This window comes from Nocardioides sp., assembly GCF_030149505.1.
Lineage (GTDB): Bacteria > Actinomycetota > Actinomycetes > Propionibacteriales > Nocardioidaceae > Nocardioides.
Genome location: NZ_JASBRN010000066.1, coordinates 33,874 through 52,210, shown reverse-complemented (window position 1 = coordinate 52,210; position 18,337 = coordinate 33,874). Strand labels below are relative to the sequence as shown.

Annotated in this window: 19 protein-coding genes; 15 read left to right on the top strand and 4 right to left on the bottom strand. The window is 71.0% G+C overall.

Features of this window, described 5'->3' with window-relative positions; translation table 11 throughout:
- From atpA to Q1V71_RS14495, 6 genes are all read left to right on the top strand, one after another.
- Positions 1 to 1,543: F0F1 ATP synthase subunit alpha (gene atpA / locus Q1V71_RS14520; RefSeq protein WP_300644666.1), on the top strand; the 1,543-nt coding region annotated here is incomplete at its 5' end.
- A gap of 3 nt (positions 1,544 to 1,546) precedes the next feature.
- Positions 1,547 to 2,494 (top strand): F0F1 ATP synthase subunit gamma, encoded by a 948-nt coding sequence (locus Q1V71_RS14515; protein ID WP_300644665.1) that lies wholly within the window; start codon positions 1,547 to 1,549, stop codon positions 2,492 to 2,494.
- 5 nt (positions 2,495 to 2,499) lie between these two features.
- A complete protein-coding gene (gene atpD / locus Q1V71_RS14510; protein WP_300644664.1) occupies positions 2,500 to 3,960 on the top strand; it encodes a F0F1 ATP synthase subunit beta in 1,461 nt (486 codons plus the stop codon).
- Entirely contained in the window at positions 3,960 to 4,358 is a 399-nt protein-coding gene (locus Q1V71_RS14505; protein WP_300644663.1) for a F0F1 ATP synthase subunit epsilon, read from the top strand. The genes atpD and Q1V71_RS14505 overlap by 1 nt, the downstream gene beginning before the upstream one ends.
- A 111-nt stretch (positions 4,359 to 4,469) precedes the next feature.
- A complete protein-coding gene (locus tag Q1V71_RS14500) occupies positions 4,470 to 4,928 on the top strand; it encodes a DUF2550 domain-containing protein (protein ID WP_300644662.1) in 459 nt (152 codons plus the stop codon).
- Positions 4,929 to 4,984: 56 nt separating this feature from the next.
- Complete coding sequence (locus Q1V71_RS14495; RefSeq protein ID WP_300644661.1) at positions 4,985 to 6,205, top strand: MFS transporter; 1,221 nt, start codon at positions 4,985 to 4,987, stop codon at positions 6,203 to 6,205.
- A gap of 3 nt (positions 6,206 to 6,208) precedes the next feature.
- Here the strand turns inward: Q1V71_RS14495 and Q1V71_RS14490 are convergent, their stop codons facing one another.
- Entirely contained in the window at positions 6,209 to 6,799 is a 591-nt protein-coding gene (locus Q1V71_RS14490) for a cob(I)yrinic acid a,c-diamide adenosyltransferase (RefSeq protein ID WP_300644660.1), read from the bottom strand.
- Between the two features lie 51 nt (positions 6,800 to 6,850).
- On the opposite strand from Q1V71_RS14490, the gene Q1V71_RS14485 reads away from it, so the two are divergent.
- From Q1V71_RS14485 to Q1V71_RS14465, 5 genes are all read left to right on the top strand, one after another.
- On the top strand, positions 6,851 to 7,519 hold the full coding sequence (locus Q1V71_RS14485; RefSeq protein ID WP_300644659.1) for a hypothetical protein: 669 nt from the start codon (positions 6,851 to 6,853) through the stop codon (positions 7,517 to 7,519).
- 115 nt (positions 7,520 to 7,634) lie between these two features.
- On the top strand, positions 7,635 to 7,940 hold the full coding sequence (locus Q1V71_RS14480; RefSeq protein WP_300644657.1) for an STAS domain-containing protein: 306 nt from the start codon (positions 7,635 to 7,637) through the stop codon (positions 7,938 to 7,940).
- A gap of 97 nt (positions 7,941 to 8,037) precedes the next feature.
- Complete coding sequence (locus Q1V71_RS14475) at positions 8,038 to 10,074, top strand: protein meaA (RefSeq protein ID WP_300644655.1); 2,037 nt, start codon at positions 8,038 to 8,040, stop codon at positions 10,072 to 10,074.
- Between the two features lie 69 nt (positions 10,075 to 10,143).
- Positions 10,144 to 10,347 (top strand): hypothetical protein, encoded by a 204-nt coding sequence (locus Q1V71_RS14470; RefSeq protein ID WP_300644653.1) that lies wholly within the window; start codon positions 10,144 to 10,146, stop codon positions 10,345 to 10,347.
- Positions 10,348 to 10,363: 16 nt separating this feature from the next.
- Complete coding sequence (locus Q1V71_RS14465; protein WP_367280153.1) at positions 10,364 to 10,894, top strand: ferritin; 531 nt, start codon at positions 10,364 to 10,366, stop codon at positions 10,892 to 10,894.
- 81 nt (positions 10,895 to 10,975) lie between these two features.
- Here Q1V71_RS14465 and Q1V71_RS14460 read toward each other — a convergent pair whose 3' ends face one another.
- The 3 genes from Q1V71_RS14460 to nucS form a co-directional block, all read right to left on the bottom strand.
- Positions 10,976 to 12,073 carry a hypothetical protein gene (locus Q1V71_RS14460; protein WP_300644651.1) on the bottom strand — a complete coding sequence of 366 codons (1,098 nt, stop codon included), beginning with the start codon at positions 12,071 to 12,073 and terminating at the stop codon, positions 10,976 to 10,978.
- A gap of 79 nt (positions 12,074 to 12,152) precedes the next feature.
- A complete protein-coding gene (locus tag Q1V71_RS14455) occupies positions 12,153 to 12,707 on the bottom strand; it encodes a DUF952 domain-containing protein (RefSeq protein ID WP_300644649.1) in 555 nt (184 codons plus the stop codon).
- Position 12,708: 1 nt separating this feature from the next.
- Positions 12,709 to 13,410: an endonuclease NucS gene (gene nucS / locus Q1V71_RS14450; protein ID WP_300644648.1), complete on the bottom strand. Its 702-nt coding sequence runs from the start codon at positions 13,408 to 13,410 to the stop codon at positions 12,709 to 12,711.
- 93 nt (positions 13,411 to 13,503) lie between these two features.
- Here nucS and Q1V71_RS14445 point away from each other — a divergent pair, with 93 nt between their 5' ends.
- Genes Q1V71_RS14445 through Q1V71_RS14430 form a run of 4 tightly spaced genes read left to right on the top strand, consistent with a single transcriptional unit; the run spans position 13,504 to position 18,337 of the window.
- Positions 13,504 to 15,063, top strand: coding sequence for a sodium:alanine symporter family protein (locus Q1V71_RS14445; protein WP_300644647.1), 1,560 nt, complete (start codon positions 13,504 to 13,506; stop codon positions 15,061 to 15,063).
- Positions 15,060 to 15,626, top strand: coding sequence for a GNAT family N-acetyltransferase (locus tag Q1V71_RS14440; RefSeq protein ID WP_300644646.1), 567 nt, complete (start codon positions 15,060 to 15,062; stop codon positions 15,624 to 15,626). The genes Q1V71_RS14445 and Q1V71_RS14440 overlap by 4 nt, the downstream gene beginning before the upstream one ends.
- 60 nt (positions 15,627 to 15,686) lie before the next feature.
- Positions 15,687 to 17,513 carry a 3-hydroxyacyl-CoA dehydrogenase family protein gene (locus Q1V71_RS14435; protein ID WP_300644645.1) on the top strand — a complete coding sequence of 609 codons (1,827 nt, stop codon included), beginning with the start codon at positions 15,687 to 15,689 and terminating at the stop codon, positions 17,511 to 17,513.
- A 41-nt stretch (positions 17,514 to 17,554) separates the two neighbouring features.
- Positions 17,555 to 18,337, top strand: a complete 783-nt coding sequence (locus tag Q1V71_RS14430; protein WP_300644643.1) for a hypothetical protein — start codon at positions 17,555 to 17,557, stop codon at positions 18,335 to 18,337.

The window sequence follows — 18,337 nt, the reverse complement described above, 5'->3', positions numbered from 1 at the left end:
CACCGTGGCCGAGGCCGGCGACGGCATCGCCCGTGTCTCCGGTCTTCCCTCGGCCATGGCCAACGAGCTCCTCGAGTTCGAGGACGGCACGCAGGGCCTGGCGCTGAACCTGGACACGCGCGAGATCGGCGTCGTGGTCCTGGGTGACTTCGAGGGCATCGAGGAGGGTCAGAGCGTCCGTCGTACCGGCGAGGTCCTCTCGGTCCCGGTCGGGGACGGCTACCTGGGCCGCGTCGTGGACCCGCTGGGCCGCGCGATCGACGGCCTCGGCGACCTCGAGACCACCGGTCGCCGTGCGCTGGAGCTGCAGGCTCCCGGAGTGATGGCGCGCAAGTCGGTGCACGAGCCGCTCGCGACCGGTATCAAGGCCATCGACGCGATGACCCCGGTCGGGCGCGGGCAGCGCCAGCTGATCATCGGTGACCGTGCGACCGGCAAGACGACGATCGCCATCGACACGATCATCAACCAGAAGCAGAACTGGGACTCCGGTGACCCGTCGCAGCAGGTGCGTTGCATCTACGTGGCGATCGGTCAGAAGGGCTCGACCATCGCCTCCGTGCGTGGCGCCCTCGAGGAGGCCGGTGCGCTCGAGTACACCACCATCGTGCACGCGCCCGCGTCCGATCCGGCCGGCTACAAGTACATCGCGCCCTACGCCGGCTCGGCGATCGGACAGCACTGGATGTACGCCGGCAAGCACGTGCTGATCATCTTCGACGACCTGTCCAAGCAGGCCGAGGCCTACCGCGCCGTGTCCCTGCTGCTGCGCCGTCCGCCGGGCCGTGAGGCCTACCCGGGCGACGTGTTCTACCTGCACAGCCGCCTGCTGGAGCGTTGCGCGAAGCTCTCCGACGAGATGGGCGCCGGCTCGATGACCGGTCTTCCGATCATCGAGACCAAGGCCAACGACGTGTCGGCCTACATCCCGACCAACGTCATCTCGATCACCGACGGCCAGATCTTCCTCCAGTCGGACCTGTTCGCCGCGAACCAGCGCCCCGCGATCGACGTCGGGATCTCGGTCTCGCGAGTCGGCGGCGCCGCGATGACGAAGGCCGTCAAGAAGGTCACCGGATCGCTCAAGGTCGACCTCGCGCAGTACCGCGCGATGGAGGCCTTCGCGATGTTCGCCTCCGACCTCGACGCCGCGTCGCGTCAGCAGCTGGACCGTGGTTCGCGGCTGATGGCGCTGCTCAAGCAGCCGCAGTACACGCCGTACCCGGTCGAGGAGATGACCGCGTCGCTGTGGACCGGGACCACCGGTCGCCTCGACAAGGTGCCGACCGACGACGTGGCGCGGTTCGAGTCCGAGTTCCTCGACTACCTGCGGCGCGAGCACTCCGGGATCCTCGACGGGATCCGCGAGAGCCGCGACTTCAGCGACGACACCTCGTCGGCCCTCGAGGGCGCCTACGACTCCTTCCTGGACCAGTTCGAGACCTCCGAGGGGCAGTCGATCAAGATCGGCACCGAGGAGCACGAGGCCCTGGAGGACGAGGACGTCGAGCAGGAGCAGATCGTCAAGCAGAAGCGGGGCTGACCCATGGCAACCTCTGTGCGTGAGCTGCGAGCGCGGACGAAGTCCGTCTCGTCGATGAAGAAGATCACGCGCGCCATGGAGCTCATCGCTGCGTCCCGGATCATCAAGGCGCAGCAGCGGGCCCAGGCCGCGGCGCCGTACGCGCGGGAGCTCACCCGGGCGGTGTCGGCGGTGGCGACGTTCTCGAACGTCGAGCACGCGCTGACCACCGAGCCCGAGGAGCCCAAGCGCGCGGCGATCCTCATCGTGACCAGCGACCGCGGACTGGCCGGCTCGTACTCCTCGAGCGTGCTCAAGGAGGCGGAGCGGCTCGCCGAGAAGCTCCGGAGCGAGGGCAAGGTCGTCGACTCCTACATCACCGGGCGCAAGGGCGTGGCCTACTTCACGTTCCGCAGGCGGCCGGTGGCGGCGAGCTGGACCGGGTTCTCCGACCAGCCGAGCTACGACGTGGCCCGGGAGATCGGCGAGCGCCTCATCGGGGCGTTCCTGGCCGACACCGACGAAGCCCCCTCGGAGTCGGTCGGCGACGCGGAGGAGCCGGCAGGCGTCGACGAGGTGCACGTGGTCTACACGCGGTTCCGGTCGATGCTCGTGCAGGAGCCGACCGCGGTGCGGCTGCTGCCGCTCGAGGTCGTCGAGGGCACGGAGAAGCCTGCCGAGGAGGAGGCGCTGCCGCTCTACGAGTTCGAGCCCGGTGCCTCCGAGGTGCTCGACGAGCTGCTTCCGCGCTACGTCCAGAGCCGGATCTTCTTCGCGCTGCTCCAGGCCTCGGCCTCGGAGCTGGCCGCGCGCCAGCGGGCGATGAAGGCGGCGACGGACAACGCCGAGGAGCTCATCAAGAAGTACACCCGCATGGCGAACCAGGCTCGCCAGGCAGGGATCACCCAGGAAATCAGCGAGATCGTCGGTGGCGTGAACGCGCTTGCCGATGCGACGGCCGGGAGTGAGTGAAGGAAATGACTGCCACTGTGAACGAGGGCACTGCCCAGGGCTCCGCCGCCGGCGGAGTGGGTCGCATCGCACGGGTGATCGGCCCGGTCGCCGACGTGGAGTTCCCCGTCGACGCGATGCCCGAGATCTACAACATGCTCACCGTGGAGGTGGAGCTCGGCTGTGAGAAGCGCACCCTCAAGCTCGAGGTCGCGCAGCACATCGGTGACGGCATGGTCCGCGCCATCTCGCTGCAGCCGACCGACGGCGTGGTCCGCGGGGCGCCGGTGCAGGACACCGGCGAGCCGATCACGGTGCCCGTGGGCGACGTGACCAAGGGCCGGGTGTTCAACGCCACGGGCGAGGTGCTCAACCTCGAGGAGGGCGAGAGCTTCGACGTGCAGGAGCGGTGGGGCATCCACCGCAAGGCACCCGCCTTCGACCAGCTCGAGTCGAAGACCCAGATGTTCGAGACCGGCATCAAGGTCATCGACCTGCTGACGCCCTACGTCCTGGGCGGCAAGATCGGCCTGTTCGGCGGCGCCGGGGTCGGCAAGACCGTGCTCATCCAGGAGATGATCGCGCGTGTCGCCAAGGACCACGGCGGTGTGTCGGTGTTCGCCGGCGTTGGCGAGCGCACCCGTGAGGGCAACGACCTGATCGCGGAGATGGACGAGGCCGGCGTCATCGGGCAGACCGCTCTGGTGTTCGGCCAGATGGACGAGCCGCCGGGCACCCGGCTGCGCGTGGCGCTGTCCGCGCTGACGATGGCGGAGTACTTCCGCGACGTCCAGAAGCAGGACGTGCTGCTGTTCATCGACAACATCTTCCGGTTCACCCAGGCGGGCCAGGAGGTCTCCACGCTGCTCGGCCGGATGCCGTCGGCGGTGGGCTACCAGCCGAACCTCGCCGACGAGATGGGCGTGCTGCAGGAGCGGATCACGTCGACGCGCGGTCACTCGATCACCTCGATGCAGGCGATCTACGTGCCGGCCGACGACTACACCGACCCGGCGCCGGCGACCACGTTCGCCCACCTGGACGCGACCACCGAGCTGTCCCGCGAGATCGCCTCGCTGGGCATCTACCCCGCGGTGGACCCGCTGACCTCGACCTCGCGCATCCTCGACCCGCAGTACATCGGTCGGGAGCACTACGACTGCGCGATCCGGGTGAAGCAGATCCTGCAGCGCAACAAGGAGCTGCAGGACATCATCGCGATCCTGGGTGTCGACGAGCTGTCCGAGGAGGACAAGATCATCGTCAGCCGGGCGCGCCGCATCCAGCGCTTCCTGTCGCAGAACACCTACGTGGCCAAGCAGTTCACCGGCATCGAGGGCTCGACCGTCCCCGTCGCCGACACCATCGAGGCGTTCAACAAGATCGCTGACGGCGAGTACGACCACGTGGCCGAGCAGGCCTTCTTCATGTGCGGCGGTCTGGACGACGTCGAGAAGAAGTGGGCCGAGATCCAGAAGAACCTCTGATGACGAGCGAGGGAGCCACCGGCCTGCAGGTCGCGCTGGTCGCCGCCGACCGGACCGTGTGGTCCGGCGAGGCGTCGATGGTCATCGCTCGCACGACCGAGGGCGACATGGGTGTGCTGCAGGGCCACGCGCCCATGCTCGCCCTGCTCACGGACGCCGCGATCGAGATCAACGCTCCCGAGGGTGTCGTGCACGCGGCCGTCGACGGCGGGTTCATCTCCGTCGCCGACGACCGGGTCTCGATCCTCACCGAGCACGCGCTGCTGGCCGAGGAGATCAAGGTCGACGAGGCGCGCGCGGAGCTGGAGGCGGCCCAGGGGCTGCCCACCGGCGACGAGCGCGAGATGCGGATCCGACGCGCCGAGGCGCGCATCCGGGCTGCCGAGAAGTCCAGCTGACCGCACGCCTGCCCCGCAGGTCCTGACCCACCCACCGTCCCGCTAGGGTGACCCCCAGCCGGGACGGTGGGTGGTGTCGTTTCCCGGACTCGTCGGCGTGAGGGGGATGCGGTGCCGCTGTGGCAGTGGCTGCTCGACATCGCCGGCGGGCTGCTGGTGCTGGTGCTTCTCTACGGGCTCGGGCTGGTCGTCCGCCGACGGGTCATCGCGCGCTCCGGCGGCACCTTCGAGCTGTCCCACCGCGTGCGCACCGCGCACCCGGGGCGGGGCTGGCTGCTGGGTGTGGGCCGCTACTCCGACGAGCGGTTGGAGTGGTTCCGGATCTTCTCGCTCTCGCCGCGGCCCAAGCGCACCTGGGTGCGCGAGGAGCTGACCTACGTCGGTCGCCGTGACCCCGAGGGCCCCGAGCAGGTCTCGCTCTTCCCCGACCACGTGGTCATCTCCTGCCGGGCTGCCGACGGCGACATCGAGCTGGCGATGAGCCCGGCCACGCTCACCGGTTTCCAGGCCTGGCTCGAGGCGCGCCCACCGGGGGCGGAGATGCCCGGGTCGCGGGGGACCCGGCCCTGAGCCGGGGCGACCGATCGCCATTTGACCGGTAAACAAACCAGGCGCACCATGGTCGGGTGAGTGCCACGACCGACGTACGCCGCAGCCCTCTCGCGCCGGGGTTGCTCGCCGCCCGCAACGCCGTCGCGGCCTCCTTCGTCCTCAACGGCCTGGTGTTCGCCTCCCTGGTCTCGCGGTTGCCCGACCTGCGTGAGCGGCTGTCGCTGTCGAACGGCTCGCTCGGCATGCTGCTGCTGGCCATCGCCGGCGGCTCGCTCGTCGCGCTGCCCAGCACCGGTCGCGTCATCGAGCGGATCGGCGCGACCCGCACCGTGCGCGGTGGCGTGCTCGCGGACACCGTGGGCCTCTCCGTGGCCGCCCTGGGCGCCGTGACGGGCCAGCTGCCCCTGGCCGCGGTCGGGCTCTTCGTGCACGGCATCGGCATCGGTGTCTGGGACGTGGCGATGAACGTCGAGGCGGCCGAGGTCGAGCGTCGGATGGCGCGCACCGTGATGCCGCGCTTCCACGCCGCCTGGAGCGCGGGCTCCTTCCTGGGCGCCGGCATCGGGATCCTGGTCGTGGCCCTGGACGTCCCGATGCTCCTGCACCTCGTGGGCGCGGCCGTCGTCATCGGTGTCGTCGCCTGGACCACCTCCGCCCGCTTCCTGCCTGCCGAGCCGGCCGCCGCGGCCGGCGACGGCGGAGCCGTGCGCCGCGGCCCCTCGCCGTGGCGCGAGCCGCGGACCCTGGCCATCGGCCTCATGGTGCTGTGCTTCGCCATGGTCGAGGGCACCGCCAACGACTGGCTCACCCTCGGCCTGATCGACGGCTACGGCGTCGAGCACTGGGTCGGGGTCGCCGGGTTCGCGCTCTTCGTCGTGGCGATGACCGCCGGCCGCCTCTACGGACCGGTGCTGCTGGACCGCTACGGCCGACCGGCGACGTTGTGGGGAAGTGCCGCGCTGGCTGCGCTCGGCGCGGTCCTCACCGTGCTGGGTGGTGCGTTCCCGGGCCCCGCGCTGCCGTTCGTCGTGTTGGGTGTCCTGCTCTGGGGCCTGGGTGCGGCCCTCGGCTTCCCCGTGGGCATGAGCGCGGCCGCCGACGAGGGCGAGCGGGCCGCAGCGCGGGTCTCGGTCGTCTCGACGGTCGGGTACGGCGCGTTCCTGGCCGGCCCGCCGCTGCTGGGCCACCTGGGCGACCGGATCGGCACGCTCGAGGTGCTCCTCGCGGTCACCGCGCTCATGCTGCCCGCGGCGCTCAGCGTGCTCGCGACCCGCACGCCGGCCCCACTGGACTGAGGCTCACTCCCCGGAGGAGGCCGTCCGCTCACCACCCGGCACCCAGAGCACGTCGCCCTGGGCGCGGTTGGCGTGCCGGGCGAGGATGAAGACCAGGTCCGAGAGCCGGTTGAGATAGGTGATGGCCACCTTGTTCATCGTGTCGTGGTGCTGCTCGTAGGCCGCCCAGGCGGACCGCTCGGCCCGGCGGACGACGGTGCGGGCCACGTGCAGGTGTGCGGCACCCGGCGTACCACCGGAGAGGATGAAAGAGCGCAGCGGCTCGAGGTGCTCGTTGTACTCGTCGCACCAGGCCTCGAGGCGGTCGACGTAGTCCTGCTCGATCCGCAGGGGCGGGTACTCGGGGTCCGGGACCACCGGGGTGCAGAAGTCCGCGCCTACGTCGAAGAGGTCGTTCTGCACGTGGGTCAGCACCCGCACGACGTCCTCGTCGAGCCCGCCGGTGGCGACCGCGAGGCCGATCGTGGCGTTGGCCTCGTCGACGTCGGCGTAGGCGTGCAGGCGCAGGTCGTTCTTGGTGGTGACGCTCATGTCGCCGAGCCGGGTCTCGCCGGCATCGCCGGTGCGGGTGTAGATGCGCGTCAGGTTCACCATGACCGAGAGCGTAGCCACGCGGCCCGGACCCCTGCGGGCTAGGTTCGAGCGATGGCACGCAGCACCGGCACCACCAGCAGCACCGTCCTCCGCGACCCGGCCGCAACGGGCCGGTCCGGTCGTCGCGTCCCGCACCCGGCGCTGGTCGCCGCGCCGGCGTTCGCGCTGGCGGCCGCGGGGCTCTTCCACCCGCACTCGCTGACCTACGACTCCTCGTGGCGGTGGTTCACGCTGCACGTGGCCGGCCTGGTCGTCTTCCCGCTGGTCGGCTGGGCCCTGGCGACCCTCGTGGCCGGACGGCGCGACCCGCTGGCGTGGCTGGTCCGCCTCGGTGCCTACACCTATGCCACCTTCTACACCGCGCTCGACGTCGTGAGCGGGCTGGCCGCCGGCTGGGTCACCCACCAGCTCGGGCCGGGCGTGCCCCGGCCCGAGGCGGTCAGCCAGCTCTTCCGGATCGGTACGCCGTTGGGCCGGGTCGGGGAGTGGGCGCTGATCGTGGTGGTGCTCGCCCTCGTCGTGGACCGGCTCGTCCGGCACCGCGGCGACGTCCCCACCTGGGTCGTCGGGACCGTGACCCTGCTGCCCGGGGCCTGGCTGGTGCACGTCGGCCACATCTTCGCCCCCGAGGGCGTGGCCGGGATGGGGCTGATCGGCGTCGGGAGCGCCTTCTGGGCGTGGCGGCTGCGCTCCGCGGGACGCGCCCCGCTCGGTGGTTGATCCGTCCACCACCGACACGCGTCGAGAAAGTCGGGTCCGAGGTGCAACCGAAAAGGACTGGCGAGCGTCACTGTGGGTAAAGGAACCTGGGGGAGCACGTCTCGGGAGGCAGCGGATGGACATCACGACCGACGGACCCACGCTCGTGCTGAGCGGTGACTTCGACGCGCGCAGCACCATGGAGGTGCGTTCCGCGCTCTACGACCGGTTGGCCGAGCACGAGCACGTCGTGGCCGACCTGACCGCGGTGGCGACCATCGACCTCACCGCGCTGCGGGTGCTGGCGATGGCCTCGCGGGAGGCCGCTCGGGAGGGCCAGCACCTGACGTTGCGCGGGTGCGGCCCGGCGGTGATCCGGATGCTGCACCTCTCCCACCTGATCCGCGTGGTGGACGTGGAGCGCTCGGCCGCGACCGCCTGACGCACCACGTGCCCCGTGGCCGCGGCCTCCGGACGCGTGGCGATGGCCACATGGACGGAGGTTACCGACGCGTACATCTCGTTCTACCCTTCGATCCATGACTGCGCCCACCGAGCGGCCCGCTGACAGCCAGGCCCCCGCACGTCCCGCGAAGGACCGTCCCTGGGTCATGCGGACCTACGCCGGGCACTCCACGGCGACAGCGTCCAACCAGCTCTACCGGACGAACCTCGCCAAGGGGCAGACCGGTCTCTCGGTCGCCTTCGACCTGCCGACCCAGACCGGCTACGACCCGGACTCGGTGATGGCGCGCGGCGAGGTCGGCAAGGTCGGCGTCCCGGTCATGCACCTCGGTGAGATGCGCAAGCTCTTCGACGGCATCCCGCTCACGGAGATGAACACCTCCATGACGATCAACGCGGTCGCCATGTGGATGCTCGCGATGTACCAGGTCGCGGCCGAGGAGCAGAACCCCGAGCTGTCGCCGGAGGAGGTGGCCGCCCAGCTGGCCGGCACCACCCAGAACGACATCATCAAGGAGTACCTCTCCCGCGGGACCTACGCGTTCCCGCCCGAGGCATCCATGCGGCTGATCGCCGACATGATCGCCTACACCGTCCACCAGATCCCCAAGTGGAACCCGATCAACATCTGCAGCTACCACCTGCAGGAGGCCGGCGCGACGCCGACGCAGGAGCTGGCCTACGCGCTGTGCACCGCAATCGCCGTCCTCGACGAGGTCAAGGGCTCGGGGCAGGTGTCGGAGGAGGACTTCGGCACGGTCGTCGGCCGGATCTCGTTCTTCGTCAACGCCGGTGTCCGCTTCATCGAGGAGACCTGCAAGATGCGGGCCTTCGTGCAGCTGTGGGACGAGATCACCCGCGAGCGCTACGGCGTCACCGACGAGAAGATGCGCCGCTTCCGCTACGGCGTGCAGGTCAACAGCCTCGGCCTGACCGAGGCCCAGCCGGAGAACAACGTCCAGCGCATCGTGCTGGAGATGCTCGGCGTCACCCTGTCGAAGAACGCCCGTGCCCGCGCGCTGCAGCTGCCGGCCTGGAACGAGGCGCTCGGCCTGCCGCGGCCCTGGGACCAGCAGTGGTCGCTGCGCCTGCAGCAGGTGCTGGCCTTCGAGTCCGACCTGCTGGAGTACGGCGACATCTTCGACGGCAGCCACGTGATCGAGGCCAAGGTGGCCGAGCTGGTCGCCGGCGCGAAGGCCGAGATCGACCGGGTCCAGGCCATGGGCGGCGCGATCGCCGCCGTGGAGTACATGAAGGGCGAGCTCGTCTCGTCCCACGCCGCGCGTCGCGCGCGCATCGAGTCCGGCGAGGAGGTCATCGTCGGGGTCAACAAGTTCGAGACCACCGAGCCCTCGCCGCTGACCGCGGACCTCGACGGCGCGATCATGGTCGCCGACCCCGAGGCCGAGCGCACCGCGCTGGCCAGCATGGAGGAGTGGAAGGCCCAGCGCGACGAGGCAGCCGTCGAGGAGGCGCTCCGGGCGCTGGCCGAGGCTGCGAAGGGCACCGAGAACCTCATGCCCGCCACGCTGGCCGCGGTGCGCGCCGGCGCGACCACGGGGGAGTGGGCCGGCACTCTGCGCGAGGTCTTCGGCGAGTTCCGGGCGCCCACCGGTGTCTCGGGCGCCGTCGGCGTGGTGGAGGCCGGGGCCGAGCTGACCGAGGTCCGCGCCCGGGTGCAGCAGACCGGTGAGGAGCTGGGCGGTCGCCTGCGGCTGCTCGTGGGCAAGCCCGGTCTCGACGGGCACTCCAACGGCGCCGAGCAGGTCGCCGTGCGCGCCCGCGACGCCGGCTTCGAGGTCGTCTACCAGGGCATCCGGCTCACCCCGCAGCAGATCGTGTCCGCCGCCGTGGCCGAGGACGTGCACTGCGTCGGGCTCTCGATCCTCTCCGGCTCGCACATGGAGCTGGTGCCCGCGGTGCTCGACGGGCTCCGCGAGGCCGGGCTCGACGACGTGCCGGTCATCGTCGGCGGCATCATCCCGGAGTCCGACGGGCGCAAGCTGGTCGAGCTCGGCGTCGCGGCGGTCTACACGCCCAAGGACTTCGGGCTGACCCAGATCATGGGCGGCATCGTCGACGTCATCCGCAAGGCCAACGGGCTGGACTGACGGCGGCGGGCGCCGTCCTGCGCAGCGAACATAGGTTAGGCAATCCTGACTTCTTGCTACCCTCGTGCCGTGGGCAAGAAGAAGAGCAGCACGAAGATGGTGCTGAAGCTGCCGAAGACCAAGTGCTGCGAGTCGCGCAAGAAGTGCGACCGCTGCCCGCTGCGCATGCTCAAGGAGGGCACCCTCCCCGACGGCTACACCGTCAAGAAGCGCCGGCTCGTCCGGGTCGACGGCCGGACCTTCACCAAGAAGGACCTCACGCGCGCCGCCTGAGCGCCACCAAGGAGACATGACCGTGCCTGCCGCGCGCTTCGTCGACCAGCTCAACGCCCAGATCGGCAACGAGCTCGCCGCCCACAACCAGTACCTCGCCTGCGCTGTCTACTTCGACGCCCAGACGATGCCGCAGATGGCGGCCTTCTTCTACGGGCAGGCGTTGGAGGAGCGGGAGCACGCCATGATGATGGTGCGCTACCTGCTCGACACCGACTCCGACGTGGTCATCCCCGGGGTCGCGGCGCCGGTGCCGACCTTCGCGGACGTCGTCGCCCCGGTCGCGCTCGCCCTCGACCAGGAGCGACGGGTCACCGAGCAGATCAACGCCCTGCTGCGGATCGCGCGGGAGGAGAACGACTTCGCCTCCGAGCAGTTCATGCAGTGGTTCATCAAGGAGCAGGTCGAGGAGGTCGCGACCATGTCCGACCTGCTCGCGGTCGTCACGCGCAACGTCGGCGACGTCGAGGACATCGAGGAGTACGTCGCGCGCGAGCAGCGCGGCGAGGGGGCGGACCCGACAGCGCCCCGGGTCGCGGGGGCCTGATCCCCAGCCCTGGTGGCAGCACGAGGCCCCCGCCTGTCGGCGGGGGCCTCGTCGCGTCTGCTGCTGGTGCGGTGCGGGTGCTCAGCGCTCCACGAAGGTCGTGTCGAGCCAGTCGAGCACGGTGCGGCGCACCTGGGGCGCCTGGCGCTCCAGGGGGAGGGCCGAGCCGGCGCGGGCGAAGGTGCGCGCGGTGACCGCCTCGGAGGAGCGGAACCGCCGGGCCTGGGCCTGGGCGTCGCCGTCGGTGCGGGCGTCGCGGCCGCCCTGGAGCACCAGGACCGGGGGCTCGATCGAACCGGTGCCGAGGCCGAGCGCGCCGAGGGTGCCGAGCAGGCTCGTCACGTCGCCGCAGGGCGTGTCGTTGCGCTGGGCCACGGCCCGGCGCTGGACGGCCTGGGACGCCGAGGAGAACAGCAGGGAGACGAAGTCGGCCGGCGTCGCGCCGTACGACGCGTAGTCGTCGCCGAGGCAGGCGGTGGTCTGGCGCGCGGCCTCGCGCACGGCGGCCCGCGAGGCACCGGTGTCGTTGAAGCCCATGACGACCAGGCCTTCGACGTCGTCGAAGGTGGCCGCCTCGAGCTGGGCGACGGCCGCGCCGACGCCGTGCCCGTGCAGGACGACCTGTGAGGCGTGGGGGACCGAGGCCCCGGGACGGTCGACGAAGCGGTAGATGCCCGCCGTCACGTTCTGCACCACCTGGTGCAGCATCGTGGCCTGGGCACCCAGGCAGGTGGAGCGGCCGTCGGTCAGCGGGCTGGCGTCGAAGCCGAGCCGGTCGAGCACGAGGGAGGTCTCGCCCTGCGCAGCCAGGCGGCCGGCGTAGTCGTGGCGGGGGGAGGACTCCAGGTTCCAGAACCAGCCGCCGGTGCCGGCGTCGTGGACCAGCACGTTGATCCGGGTGCTCCCGGCCCGGCCGAGCACCTCGTCGCGGGGGCCCACGAGGCGGCCGGCGACGGAGTACGTCGAGCCGTCGGCCAGGCAGGGGACGTCGGTGTCGTTGGTGTTGGTCAGGGTGAAGACGACGTCGCGGGTGATCACCGGCTGGCGCTCGCCGCGCGGACCGGCCTCGGCGGCGGTGGACTGACCGGCGACGGCGCCGACCAGGGCGCCGGAGACCGCGCCGGCCAGCAGGCCGACGAGGAGGGTGCGCGCGACGCGCGAGCGGTGGGGGGTCCTCATGGTTGTTGAATGTAGGTCAACAACGAACTTGCGAACAAACTGTCGGTATGTGGCGCTCCCCACGTCCGAGCGGGTGGTGCTAGGGGGTTCCGCGTCCGTTGGCGTCGCGATCCTTGCCCCGCCGCAGCAGTAGCCAGACGGCGAGCAACCCCACCGCCAGGCCGGCGGCCGCGCCGGCGAGGGTCTCGGGGCCGCCGTCCGGGCCGCCGACGAGCACCCCGCCGAGGCCGGCCAGGGTCACGAGCAGCAGGCCCAGCGCTGCGTTGCGGAGCACCTCGCGCAGGAAGAGGCCACTGAAGGAGGTCGCAGCGAGCGCGTCCTCCAGGGGTACGGCGCGGACGACCGCGGCCACGGGCACGGGCCCGTACAGGTGCGGGAAGGTCTCGCGGCCGCCGGGCTCGCCGGGCTCCTCGAGCATGGGGCAGCCCAGAAGTGCGGTGTCGATCTCGAGCAGGACCAGCGGCTCGGTGACGTCGGCGTAGAAGCGCGCGTGCACCCCGCGCCACTGGTCGGCCCGGCTGGCGTGGACGAAGCCCTCCTGCTCCAGCGTGCGGCCGCGGGTGGAGGTCGTGTACCGCCCCTCGCGCCGGGCGGCGGCCCAGTCGGCGGCGGTGGCGACGTGGTAGACGAGCACGTCAGAAGAGCCGGTGCTCGGCGCCGTCGTCCATGCCCCGCAGCGCGTCGTAGTCCACGACCGCGCAGGTGATGCCACGGTCCTCGGCGAGGACGCGGGCCTGGGGCTTGATCGCCTGGGCGGCGAAGATGCCGCGGACCGGGCCGCGGGTGCACAGCAGGGGGTCGCGGTTGAGCAGCTCGAGGTAGCGGGTCAGCTGCTCGACGCCGTCGATCTCCCCGCGGCGCTTGATCTCGACCGCGACCGAGAGCCCGTCGGCGTCGCGGCACATCAGGTCGACCGGCCCGATCGCCGTCGGGAACTCCCGCCGCACCAGGGTGAGGCCGTCGGCGAGGGTCGCGGGGTGCTCGGCCAGCAGCTCCTGGAGGTGCCTCTCGACCCCGTCCTTCTGCAGGCCCGGGTCGACGCCCAGCTCGTGGGAGGAGTCGTGGAGGACCTCGGCGAGGAGGATCCGCAGGGTGTCCTCGGGGCCCTTCGCGGTGGCGCGGCTGGTGACCGTCCACTCCACCTGGCCGTCCTCGGTCGTGCCCTCCTTGAGGGTGCACGGCGGGGACATCCAGTTCAGCGGCTTGTAGGAGCCGCCGTCGGAGTGCACCAGCACCGACCCGTCGGCCTTGATCATCAGCACCCGGGTGGCCATCGGCAGATGGGCGGTCAGCCGGCCGGCGTAGTCGACCTGGCAGCGCGCGACGACGAGTCTCACGCGGCCCGAGCGTACCGGCGACGTGCCTCAGGCCGCGGCGGGGCCCTCCCGGGTGGTCCACTAGCCCGATCGGGTGGTGTTGCATGGTCCGCTATGACCATTCTCGGAAGCATCGCCGCGGTGACCCCGCTGGCCGCGCAGCCCGACGAGGGCGTCATCACCGACATCGAGCAGGGGATCAACGACGCCTTCACGCCCATCGCGGACGCCGTGACGTCCGTGGTGTTCTGGCAGGTCCCGCTCGGGGACTACTCCTTCCCGCTGATCGTCCTGTGGCTGGTCGCGGCCGCGGCGATCTTCACCGTCTACTTCAACGGCGTGCAGTTCCGCTCGCTCGGCACGTCCTGGGCGCTGGTGCGCGGGCGCTACTCCCGCTCCAGCGACCCGGGGGAGGTCACGCACTTCCAAGCGCTCGCCTCGGCGGTGTCCGGAACCGTGGGGCTCGGCAACATCGCCGGCGTCGCGGTGGCCGTCACGGTCGGCGGTCCGGGCGCCACGTTCTGGATGATCCTGGCCGGTCTGCTCGGGATGTGCACGAAGTTCGTGGAGTGCACCCTGGGCGTGCGCTACCGGGAGATCCACGAGGACGGCACCGTCACCGGCGGCCCCTTCACGTACATGCCGGTCGCCTTCGAGCGTTTCGGCGCCTCCGCCAGCAAGATCGGCGTGAGTATCTTCGCGGTGGCCCTCATCCTCTTCGGAGCGCTGGGCGGCAACGCCTTCCAGTCCAACCAGACCTACGCGCAGGCCGTGGAGATCACCGGCGGCGAGGAGGGGTTCCTCGGCTCACCGCTGGCCTCGTTGCTCTTCGGCATCGCTCTCGCGCTGCTGGTCGGGGTGGTCATCCTCGGGGGCGTCCAGTCGATCGCCCGGGTCACCTCCAGGCTCGTCCCCTTCATGGCGCTGCTCTACGTCGGAGCCTGCCTGCTGGTGATCCTCGGCAACGTCACGGAGGTCCCGGACGCCTTCAGTGCGATCATCACCGGCGCGTTCAACCCCGAAGGCGTCGCCGGCGGGATGATCGGTGTGCTGATCGTCGGCTTCCAGCGCGCCGCCTTCTCCAACGAGGCCGGGGTCGGCTCCGCGCCGATCGTGCACTCCGCGGTCAAGACCAAGCACCCCGTCAGCGAGGGCTTCGTCGCGCTGCTCGAGCCGTTCATCGACACCGTCATCATCTGCACGATGACGGCGCTCACGATCATCATCGCGGCCGACTCCACCGACTACGAGGACCGGATCGGGCAGAGCATCGACAGTGCGGGCGGGGTCACGTTGACCTCGCGGTCCTTCGAGTCCTTCCTACCGGGCTTCGAGAACGTGCTCACCGTCGCGGTAGCCCTGTTCGCCTTCTCCACCCTCATCACCTGGAGCTACTACACGCTCAAGGCCTGGACCACACTGGTCGGTAGGTCGCGGGCCAAGGAGAACGCGTTCAAGATCATCTTCTGCCTCTTCACCGCCCTGGGCGCCGTGGTCGATCTCGGCTCGGTGCTCTCCTTCGCCGACGCGATGCTCTTCGTCTGCGCGGTCTTCAACCTGCTGGCCTGCTACCTCCTGCTGCCGAAGGTGCGCGAGGAGATGCGCTCCTTCCTCCGCGGCATCCGCAGCGGTGAGATCGAAGAGGTCCCGGTCGAGGAGCGCGCCACCACGTGAGCGGGTCCCCGCCGGTCCTGGTGCGCGAGGCCCGACCCTCCGAGCTGCGCCACCTCGCGGCGATCGAGGACTCCGGTGCACCGCTCTTCCGGGAGTGGTGCACCGGGGACCTCCCGCCGGCCCTGGTCGCCCCCGCACCCACCGGGCACCAGCGCGACGCGGAGCCGGGGCGGCTGCTGGTCGCCCTCGACCCGGCGTACGACGGTGGGCCGGTGGGGTTCGCGCACCTGCTGTGGCTGCGTGACGACGCCGGTCTGCCCGCGGCCCACCTCGAGCAGCTCTCGGTGCTGCTCCCGGGGCACGGGCGGCGCGGGTTCGGGTCCGCCCTGGTGCGGGCGGCGTGCGAGGAGGCCCGGTGGGAGGGCCACGGGTCGATCAGCCTGTGCACCTACCGCGACGCCCCCTGGAACGGGCCGTTCTACCGGCGGCTCGGGTTCCGCGAGGAGCCGCGCCCGGCGGCGTACCTGCGGCGGCTGCGGGAGCACGAGCAGGCGCTGGGCCTCGACGCCTGCGGGGTCCGAGAGGTGCTCGTGCGGGACTTGGATCGATCAGATCGCGGCTAAGTTACCGACCAGTGAACATCCGCGGGGGAGGGGTGCCCGGACCGTGCCATGATGCCGCCCATGACCGCTGAGAGCGCCGCCACCGAGTCCGCTTCCCGCACCTTCACGACCATCGGCGTCGTGGGTCTCGGCACCATGGGTGCTGGCATCGCCGAGGTGTTCGCCAAGCACGGCTACGCCGTCGTCGGCGTGGAGAAGGACGAGGAGGGCGTGGCCCGCGGCCGCCGCCACCTGGAGGCCTCGACCTCCCGCGCGGTCTCGCGCGAGAAGCTGACCCAGGAGGAGGCCGACGCGCTCCTGGGGCGGATCACCTTCTCCACCACGCTCAAGGACCTCACCGACGCCGACCTCGTGGTCGAGGCCGTCGTGGAGTCGATGGACGTCAAGATCGGCATCTTCCGCGAGCTCGACTCCGTGGTCGCGCCGGGCGCCATCCTGGCCACCAACACCTCCTCGCTCTCGGTCACCGAGCTCTCCACCGCGACCTCGGCCCCGGGGCGGGTCGTGGGCATCCACTTCTTCAACCCCGCGCCGGTGCAGCGACTGGTCGAGGTCGTGCGCACCGTCGTCACCGAGCCCTCGGTGCTCGAGGACGTGCAGTCGCTGCTCGGCTCGCTCGGCAAGAGCCCGGTCGTGTGCGGCGACAAGGCCGGCTTCATCGCCAACACCCTGCTCTTCGGCTACCTCAACCACGCCGCCTCGATGTTCGAGCAGAAGTACGCCTCGCGCGAGGACATCGACGCCGCCATGCGCTTCGGCTGCGGCTACCCGATGGGCCCGCTGGCGCTGCTGGACCTGATCGGCCTCGACACGGCGTACGAGATCCTCGAGACGATGTACCGCCAGGGCCGCGACCGCCTGCACGCGCCCACCCCGATCCTCAAGCAGATGGTCACCGCCGGCCTGCTGGGCCGCAAGACCGGCCGCGGCTTCTACACCTACGAGAAGGCCGACTCCCCGGTCGTGGTCGCCGACGCCGCGACGCCGTCCGCCGACGAGGCGCCCGCGCTGCGCCACGACATCACGCAGGTCGGCGTCGTCGGCACCGGCACGATGGCCTCGGGCATCGTCGAGGTCTTCGCCAAGGCCGGCTACGACGTGCTCTACGTCGGGCGCTCGGCCGAGAAGGTCGAGGGCGTGCGCGGCATGATCACGAAGAACTTCGACAAGCAGATCCAGCGCGGCCGCGCGACCGAGGAGCAGAAGAGCGAGGTGCTGGGCCGCGTCACCGGCACCACCTCGCTCGACGACCTCGCGACCGTCGACATCGTGGTCGAGGCGATCGCCGAGGACCTCGCGATCAAGACCACGCTCTTCGAGAACCTCGACGAGATCTGTCGGCACGGGAACGGGGGGCGTGGCGCGATCCTCGCCACCACCACCTCGAGCCTGCCGATCATCGCGATGGCCAAGGTGACCTCGCGGCCCCAGGACGTCATCGGCATGCACTTCTTCAACCCGGCCACCGTGATGAAGCTGGTCGAGGTCGTCTCCACCGTCTCCACCTCCGACGAGGTGACCGAGACCGTGCGCGCGCTGTGCGCCAAGGTCGGCAAGGTCGCCGTGTCCTGCTCGGACCGCGCCGGCTTCATCGTCAACGCGCTGCTCTTCCCCTACCTCAACGACGCCGTGAAGATGCTCGAGGCGCACTACGCGACCGCCGACGACATCGACACCGCGATGAAGCAGGGCTGCGCGCTGCCGATGGGTCCCTTCGAGCTGCTCGACGTCGTCGGCAACGACGTCTCCCTGGCGATCCAGCGCGAGCTCTACCTGGAGTTCCGCGAGCCGGGCTTCGCGCCGGCGCCGCTGCTGGAGCACCTGGTCACCGCGGGCTACCTCGGTCGCAAGACCAAGCGCGGCTTCCGCGACTACAGCGTGCGCTGAGCGCTCACCACCTCCTTCGACCACCCCCGTAGCATCGGGACATGGGCCTGCTCCTGATGCTGCTGGTGGTCGTGCTCGGCATGGTGGTGCTCGGCGTGATCGTGACCCGGGTCAACCGCCGCCAGGTCGAGGCACGTCGCGAGGCCGAGATGGCGCCGGTGCGCAAGCTGGCCTTCGAGGACGTCACGGCGCTCGGCACCGAGCTCCAGGACCTCGACCTGGAGCTCGCCGGGCACCCGCTGGACGCCGGCGCCAACGCCGACTACCAGCGGGCGCTCGACGACTACGAGTCGGCCAAGGCCGCCGCGGACGCCATGAAGTCCCCCGAGGACGTCAAGGGCGTCACCGAGATCATCGAGGACGGCCGCTACGCCATCAACTGCGTGCGTGCACGGGTGGCGGGCCGGCCGCTCCCGACCCGGCGTCCGCCGTGCTTCTTCGACCCCCGCCACGGGCCCTCGGTGTACGACGTGCCGTGGACGCCGCCGGGCGGCGCCGAGCGCGAGGTGCCGGCCTGCGCGCTGGACGTGGAGCGGGTGCGTGCCGGCGCGGAGCCGGACATCCGCAAGGTGATGGTCGGCACCCAGCGGGTGCCCTACTGGCAGGGCGGCCGCGCCTACCGGCCCTACGCCGCCGGCTACTTCGGCGCGTTCAGCCCCATGGACTGGATGTTCGCCGGCCTGCTCTTCAGCGGCATGGGCGGCTTCGACGCCCTCGGCGGGATCGGGGAGGGCATCGGCGAAGGGATCGCCGGGGTCGGTGAGGGCTTCGGCGACCTGCTCGGCGGCATCGGCGAGGGCTTCGGCGACCTGTTCGACTTCTGA

Coding starts and splice junctions, on each gene's coding strand:
- atpD (WP_300644664.1), top strand. CDS start 2,500: ATGACTGCCACTGTGAACGAGGGCACTGCCCAGGGCTCCGCCGCCGGC.
- Q1V71_RS14505 (WP_300644663.1), top strand. CDS start 3,960: ATGACGAGCGAGGGAGCCACCGGCCTGCAGGTCGCGCTGGTCGCCGCC.
- Q1V71_RS14480 (WP_300644657.1), top strand. CDS start 7,635: ATGGACATCACGACCGACGGACCCACGCTCGTGCTGAGCGGTGACTTC.
- Q1V71_RS14465 (WP_367280153.1), top strand. CDS start 10,364: ATGACCGTGCCTGCCGCGCGCTTCGTCGACCAGCTCAACGCCCAGATC.
- Q1V71_RS14435 (WP_300644645.1), top strand. CDS start 15,687: ATGACCGCTGAGAGCGCCGCCACCGAGTCCGCTTCCCGCACCTTCACG.
- Q1V71_RS14430 (WP_300644643.1), top strand. CDS start 17,555: ATGGGCCTGCTCCTGATGCTGCTGGTGGTCGTGCTCGGCATGGTGGTG.
- Q1V71_RS14445 (WP_300644647.1), top strand. CDS start 13,504: ATGACCATTCTCGGAAGCATCGCCGCGGTGACCCCGCTGGCCGCGCAG.
- Q1V71_RS14475 (WP_300644655.1), top strand. CDS start 8,038: ATGACTGCGCCCACCGAGCGGCCCGCTGACAGCCAGGCCCCCGCACGT.
- Q1V71_RS14515 (WP_300644665.1), top strand. CDS start 1,547: ATGGCAACCTCTGTGCGTGAGCTGCGAGCGCGGACGAAGTCCGTCTCG.
- Q1V71_RS14460 (WP_300644651.1), bottom strand. CDS start 12,073: ATGAGGACCCCCCACCGCTCGCGCGTCGCGCGCACCCTCCTCGTCGGC.
- Q1V71_RS14490 (WP_300644660.1), bottom strand. CDS start 6,799: ATGGTGAACCTGACGCGCATCTACACCCGCACCGGCGATGCCGGCGAG.
- Q1V71_RS14485 (WP_300644659.1), top strand. CDS start 6,851: ATGGCACGCAGCACCGGCACCACCAGCAGCACCGTCCTCCGCGACCCG.